This is a genomic window from Actinomycetota bacterium, from assembly GCA_005774595.1.
In the GTDB taxonomy this organism is placed as follows: Bacteria; Actinomycetota; Coriobacteriia; order Anaerosomatales; family D1FN1-002; genus D1FN1-002.
On record VAUM01000163.1, the window covers coordinates 1 to 4,155 of the forward strand.

Consider the following 4,155-nt stretch of genomic DNA (forward strand, 5'->3'; position numbering starts at 1 on the left):
CCCCCGCCTGCTACCCCGCAGTCGGGCAGGTCGCCCTCGTGCCCACCCCCCGTCCCAACGCCCTCGCCGCGGATGATAGCCCAAGCACCGGTGCGCCCCCGCATTGGGCGGCCGCATTGCTCGCGCTATCGTCCCAGCCGACGGCGCGCACGGATCGCGCCGGCTCCGCGCGACGCCGCCGGGAGGCCCACATGGCACGATGCACGTCCTGCGCCGCCGAGATCGCCGACGGCTCTCCCGTCTGCCCGTACTGCGGCGTCGCGCAGGTCGCGGGCCAGCCCACCGTGGCGATGCCGCCCGCCGCGCCTCAGGCCGCCGCGTACCCGCCGCAGCCCGCCGTGCCGCAGCCCGGCGGCTACCCGCCCGCAGGCTACGCACCGCCTCCACCTCCGCCCGTGAAGAGCAGGACGGGACTGGTCATCGGGCTCATCGTCGGCATCTTCCTGCTGTGCGGCGTCTGCGCCGGAGGCGGGGTCGCATGGAAGCTGCTGAGCGACAAGGCGGACAAGGAGAAGGCGATGACCGCCGTCGCCGACCTGACAACCGGCATCCTGACCGGCGACGCCACGATGATGAAGAAGGCGGTCTCGGCCTCGGAGAAGAACCTCATCGCCAAGATCGAGCGGATGGACGGCAAGGGCCTCGTCGAGAAGGGCTCGGTCAGGCGCGCGATGAAGGACGGGAGGCTCGTGCTGACCATGGAGGCCGACGGCGAACAGCAGACCGTCACGCTCGAGGTCACGCGGATCGGCAGGGGAACGGCAACTGTCTCGGGCGCCTCGTCCGATGGCGACACCACCGAGTTCGGGCTCGAGAAGAAGTCGGGCGCCTGGACGGTCGAGAAGATCGACGGGAAGGGGCTCGGGAAGTACTTCGAGGAGGAGCTCGGGGTGACCGGCGAGGGCTCCGGCGACGAGGGCGGCGGCACGGCCGGCTCGGACAGCGACGACCCGACGACTGACGACGCGGGCATCTCCCCGCCCGACGTGACCGGCGGGGATGAAGCGGGCGATGACGCCGGCGATCAGCCGGCCGGCGACCCCGAGGCCACGCGCGCGCAGTGTGGGGAGCAGTGGATCCTGCTGGCCGAGGCGCTCACCTACTACGCCGAGGAGAACGGCGCGCCAACCTCACTGGAGGACCTCGTCGGCGGCGGCTACATGGAGGCCGTCCCCGAGTGCCCGGGCGGCGGCGCCTACACCTACGACAAGGCGGCGGACACGCTGGAGTGCAGCATCCACGGCTCGTTCGCGGACTGACGGGACAAAGCGAGCGGCCCGCGCTTCAGGAGCCGCCCATCGCCAGCGCGCGTATCCGCGCGCCGATGAAGTCGAGCGCCAGGATCTCGCCGGCCGCGCCGAGTTCGATGGCGGACTCGGGCATCGACGGCGCCGTGCAGCTCTCGGGGGCCTGCGCGATCGTGTGACCGCCGGCACGTCGCACCGCGAGCATCCCCAGCGCGCCGTCGGAGCCGAGCCCGGTCAGCTCGACCGCCAGCGCCCGGCTGCCGAAGACCTCGGCGGCCGAGCTCATGAGCATGTCGATGGACGGCACGTGCAGCGAGTCGGCGAAGTCCTCGTCGAGCCGCACCGTGACGCCGCGCTCGGAGCGCTTCAGCCGCATGTGCAGCCCGATCGGGGCGATGTAGACGCAGCGCGGGCCGAACGCCTGGCGGTTGACGGCCTCGCAGACCCGGATGCGGCACAGGCCGTTCAGACGCTCCGCCCAGCCGGCGGTGAACCCAGCGGGCATGTGCTGGCAGACCGCCACCGGGACGGGCAGGTCGGCGGGCAGCGCCGACAGGACCGTCTCGAGCGCCGGCGGTCCGCCGGTGGACGCACCGACGATGACGGCGGACGGCGGGCCCGACATCATCGGGACGCCGGTGGCTATCGGGTCCAGCATCGACACGCGCGGCACTCCCCCCGCTCGGTGTCCGCAGCCATGGTAGCGCGTCAAGGTCCGTGAACGTTCGCGGGCCCCGGATCCGCTTGCGGTGTCCGGGGCCCGGAAACGCTCCGGCCCCCAGTGGAGGGGCGCCACCTTTGGGGACCGGAGAAGGTCAGGTTCTTCCACCTGACGCGTTGGTTATCGGCTTCGCGGAGGACGGGCTTTAGCGGGACCGTGCCTGCATATCGAGTGTGACGCCGGTCACAGACGGTCGCCGGCCCGTCACCCCCGCCCTTCGGCCTCGAGCATCTCCTTGACCTTCATCAGCCGCGCGAGGTCCGAGCGCTCGGCCTCGTCGAGCTTCATGCGGATCTCGCGCACGGCCGACTCGAGCTGCGGCAGCAGCACGTACTCGAGCGCGTTGACACGCCGGCGCGTGCGCTCGATCTCGGCGGCGAGCAGCTCGATCGCCTTCTCGCGCGCGGCCAGCTCGATCATCAGCGGCGCCACGGCTGTCAACCGGGCGAGCGCTTGGTCGAGCACCGCGGGTGTGGTCGCGAACGAGTAGCCTGCCGGCTCGCTGAGCGCCGGCTCGCCGAAGACCGGCACGCGCACGCTCATCACGCTCATCTCACCCGCATGCAGCACCTCCGCGGGCTCGCCGGCGAGCAGGGCCTGGGTCACCTCGGCGCTCCCGGCCTCGGCGCGCGCGATCGCGAACAGCCCGTAGGCGCCGCGCAATCCCTCCTCGACCTCGCGCCGCAGCTGCCGGCCGGACGCGATGCGCGCGAGGAACTCCTTCATCAGCTCGTCGAGCTTGTCCTTGAGCAGCTTGTGGCCGCGCCTCGCGACGTCGCGGCGGCGGCGCAACTTGAGCAGCTCCATGCGGTTCGGATTGACCCGCAGGCCTGCCACGATGCTCACCGCCCTCCGGCCGGTGCGGTCGCGAGGACTGCGTAGACCGCAAGCGCGACCGCGACCATCACCAGCGCGAGATTCACCGCACGGATGATGCGCGCGACGCCCGAGCCCTTCAGGCCCGCGGTGGAGTGCAGGTATGCGAACTGGACGCCGACCACCAGCGCCACCAGCACCGCGAGCAGCGCCCACAGCCAGCCCACGCTACGCCCCGTCTCCGGAAGTCAGGTAGCGCTCGACGAGCTCGTCCTTGATGCGCTTCAGCTCGCCACGCGGCAGGAGGCCGGCCAGCTCCCAGCCGAGCGCCAGCGTCTCTGTCACGCTGCGCTCCTCGGCCGCGCCCTGACGGATGAAGCGGTCCTCGAACGCGTCGGCGAACGCGACGTATGCCCGGTCCGTGTCGGACAGCGCCGCCTCGCCGAGGATGACGGCCAGCTCCTTGGCTTGGATGCCGTGCGCGTAGGCACCGAACAGCTGGTTGCTCAGATCCGCATGGTCCTCGCGCGTCTTGCCGCCGCCGATGCCCTTCTGCTTGAGGCGCGACAGGGACGGGAGCACCGCGACCGGCGGGTAGACGCCGGAGCGGTGCAGGTTGCGGTCGAGGATGATCTGGCCCTCGGTGATGTAGCCGGTCAGGTCGGGAATGGGGTGCGTCTTGTCGTCGTCGGGCATGGTGAGGATCGGCACCTGGGTGATGGAGCCCTTGCGGCCCTTGATGCGCCCGGCTCGTTCGTACATCGACGCGAGGTCCGTGTACAGGTAGCCCGGGTAGCCGCGGCGGCCCGGCACCTCGCGACGGGCGGCCGAGACCTCGCGCAGCGCCTCGCAGTAGTAGGTCATGTCGGTGTAGATGACGAGCACGTGCATGTCGCAGGTGAACGCGAGGTACTCGGCGGTCGTGAGCGCCATGCGAGGCGTGGCGATGCGCTCGACGGCCGGGTCGTCGGCGAGGTTGAGGAAGAGCACCGCGCGCTCGATGGCCGCGGTGGAGCGGAACTCGGACATGAAGAAGTCCGCGTCCTCGAACGTGATGCCCATCGCGGCGAACACCACCGCGAACTCGCCCTCGAGCTTGCCGCCCACCTTGGCCGCGTCGTCGCTGCGCTGCAGCACGGCCGCCTGGCGGGCGATCTGCGCGGCGAGTTGGTTGTGCGGCAGGCCCGAGCCCGAGAAGATCGGCAGCTTCTGGCCGCGGACCAGCGGGTTCAGGCCGTCGATGGACGACACGCCCGTCTGGATGAAGTCGTCCGGGAAGTCGCGGGCCGAGGGGTTGATCGGCGAGCCGTAGGTCGGCCGGCGCTCCTCGGGGATGATCTCGGGACCGCCGTCGCGCGGCCGCCCCAGGCC

5 protein-coding genes are annotated in these 4,155 nt (G+C 71.5%); 1 reads left to right on the forward strand and 4 read right to left on the reverse strand.

Going from position 1 to position 4,155, the window contains the following annotated elements:
- Positions 1 to 191: 191 nt before the first annotated feature.
- Entirely contained in the window at positions 192 to 1,259 is a 1,068-nt protein-coding gene (locus FDZ70_07010; GenBank protein TLM74903.1) for a hypothetical protein, read from the forward strand.
- Between the two features lie 25 nt (positions 1,260 to 1,284).
- Here the strand turns inward: FDZ70_07010 and FDZ70_07015 are convergent, their stop codons facing one another.
- From FDZ70_07015 to FDZ70_07030, 4 genes are all read right to left on the reverse strand, one after another.
- Positions 1,285 to 1,911 carry a chemotaxis protein CheB gene (locus FDZ70_07015; GenBank protein TLM74904.1) on the reverse strand — a complete coding sequence of 209 codons (627 nt, stop codon included), beginning with the start codon at positions 1,909 to 1,911 and terminating at the stop codon, positions 1,285 to 1,287.
- A gap of 261 nt (positions 1,912 to 2,172) precedes the next feature.
- Positions 2,173 to 2,805 (reverse strand): V-type ATP synthase subunit D, encoded by a 633-nt coding sequence (locus FDZ70_07020; protein ID TLM74905.1) that lies wholly within the window; start codon positions 2,803 to 2,805, stop codon positions 2,173 to 2,175.
- A gap of 5 nt (positions 2,806 to 2,810) precedes the next feature.
- Complete coding sequence (locus FDZ70_07025) at positions 2,811 to 3,011, reverse strand: hypothetical protein (GenBank protein TLM74906.1); 201 nt, start codon at positions 3,009 to 3,011, stop codon at positions 2,811 to 2,813.
- A gap of 1 nt (position 3,012) precedes the next feature.
- On the reverse strand, positions 3,013 to 4,155 hold a 1,143-nt coding region (locus FDZ70_07030; protein ID TLM74907.1), incomplete at its 5' end, for a V-type ATP synthase subunit B.

Coding starts and splice junctions, on each gene's coding strand:
- FDZ70_07010 (TLM74903.1), top strand. CDS start 192: ATGGCACGATGCACGTCCTGCGCCGCCGAGATCGCCGACGGCTCTCCC.